2 protein-coding genes and 1 pseudogene are annotated in these 2082 nt (G+C 62.9%); all 3 read left to right on the top strand.

Annotated features, from left to right (window positions below):
• Positions 1–338 (top strand): annotated as a pseudogene (locus tag AAFX91_RS41115) (hypothetical protein); the annotation flags it as partial.
• A gap of 69 nt (positions 339–407) precedes the next feature.
• On the top strand, positions 408–1565 hold the full coding sequence (locus tag AAFX91_RS41120; protein ID WP_394570283.1) for an ABC transporter substrate-binding protein: 1158 nt from the start codon (positions 408–410) through the stop codon (positions 1563–1565).
• A 55-nt stretch (positions 1566–1620) separates the two neighbouring features.
• A partial coding sequence (locus AAFX91_RS41125; protein WP_394570284.1) for a branched-chain amino acid ABC transporter permease occupies positions 1621–2082 on the top strand: 462 nt, incomplete at its 3' end.

The following is a 2082-nucleotide window of genomic DNA, read 5'->3' on the forward strand; positions in this document are numbered from 1 at the left end:
CAAAGCTCGCGCCAAACTCGGCCGCGCCTATCCAGCCACCCCCAAAGAGTCAAAATCACTGTGATAGACCACTAGGTCTCGCGCTTGGTCATGGCTCGGTCTACGGCGCGCAAGGCGCCTACTTCTCGGAGCTGTTTCCGGCGCGCATCCGCTACAGCGGCCTCTCGCTCGTGCAGCAGCTCGGCCCGATCCTCGGCGGCGGCCTCTCGCCGCTGATCGCAACTGCACTCCTTGCCGAGTACGGCTCGGCCTATTGGGTGGCCGGCTACATGGTCGCGATGGCGCTGCTCTCGGCCGCCTGCACCTTCGGTCTCCGTCCGCTCCGCTCGGACAACTGAGTCGATCCTGCTCGCAAAACCAGCCGCTCGAGACGAGGCGGCATCGCAAAACCAAGTGAGGAAACTGCCATGGTCTCTACCTTGCGCTTCTCTCGACGCAGTCTGATCAAGGGCATTGCTGCCGTACCGCTCGCAATGCCGGCGATCCTCGGCCGCGCACACGCCGCCGATCCGATCCGCATCGGCATTTCCGGACCGATGACGGGTCAGTTCGCCCAGAACGGCCAGTGGATGAAGAATGGCGTCGCGATTGCGGTGAAGCAGATCAACGACAAGGGCGGCATCAAGGGGCGCATGATCGAGGTACGCATCGCCGACGATCTCGGGCCGAACCCAACTGCGGCGGCAAATGCCGTTACCAAGCTCGCGACCCAGGACGAGGTCGTGGCACTGGTAGGTCCGCACTACACGCCGGGCATCCTGCCGAACCTGCCGCTGCTTGCGAAATACAAGATCCCGTGCCTGACGGGCGCAACCGGACCTGTCGTCACCCAGCAAGGCAGCCCCTGGGTGTTTCGCGTCCGCCTGAATGATGCGATTGGCGCGGACCTTCTGGTCAAATACGTCACGGAAGATCTGCAATGGAAGAAGATCGGACTTGGCTACGTCAACACGGCCTTTGGGCAATCCGGCATTGGCGTGGTCAAGGCCTCCTTAACCAAGCGCGGCGTCGAGCCTGCGCTGGTGCAGGCCCACACCGACGCCACCAAGGATTACACCTCGCAGATTTTGGCCTTTCAGCAGGCCGGTGTCGACGGCATCATCGTCTGGACCGATGATCAGCCGGCGGGGCTCATTGCCAAGCAGAGCAAGACCCTCGGCGTGAAATTCGGCATCGCCGGCAACACGGCATTCTCGCAGCCGATCTTCCTCGGCCTCGCCGGAGAGGGCGCCGACGGATGCATGGCAATCGGCGAGTTCGTCAAGGACAATCCCGACGAGCGGGTGCAGAGCTGGAAGAAGCTTTATTCGGCGGCTCATCCCGGCGACGAGCCGGAGCTCTACGCCACGGTCTATCACGACGCGGCAAAGCTGATCATCGCGGCGATGGAGCGCGCCGACGCCATTACGGGCGAGGGAATCCAGCAGGCGCTGACCGCGATCCGTGACTTCCCGGGCATCGTCACGCGCTATGGCTGGACCGGCAACGGCGATATGACCCATTCCGGCATCATCACCAAGGTCGCCGGCGGCAAGCCGGAGATCGTCAAGGCCATCAGCAGCTAACGTGCGTGCGACGCCGCCGGACCTCCGGTGGCCGGCACCGTGACGGGATCTTACGATGTTGCAGACTTTTATTCAGATCGTGTTGGTGGGATTGGCGATCGGCGCGGCCTATGCGCTGGTGGCGCTCGGCTACACGCTGATCTGGAATGCGGTCTCCCTGGTCAATTTTGCTCAGGGAGACCTCGTGATGCTCGGCGCCTTCGTCTCGGTCGGCTGGCTCGCCAATCGTCTCGGGATGCCGCTGTGGTTGAACCTCGTCACGATGCTGGTGATCCTTGGCATCTTCGGCGCCGCGCTGGCTTGGGGAATCTACCATCCCTTGCGCAACGCGCCGCAATTGTCGGCGATCGTGGCAACGCTCGGCCTGTCCATGGCGTTGCAGAATATCGCCGTGATCATCTGGGGACCGCAGCCTCTCAACTTCGCTGGCCCCCTGGGCACTAGGGGAATCGCATATGGCCTTAGGGGGTATTGCATAGCGGAGCGAATTGGATTCTTCGGGTGTCTCCCGATTCCC

The organism is Bradyrhizobium sp. 31Argb (genome assembly GCF_043638955.1).
GTDB lineage: Bacteria > Pseudomonadota > Alphaproteobacteria > Rhizobiales > Xanthobacteraceae > Bradyrhizobium.

What these genes read in the sequence shown, in the direction of transcription:
- AAFX91_RS41120 (WP_394570283.1), top strand. Translation starts at nt 408, where the DNA reads ATGGTCTCTACCTTGCGCTTCTCTCGACGCAGTCTGATCAAGGGCATT.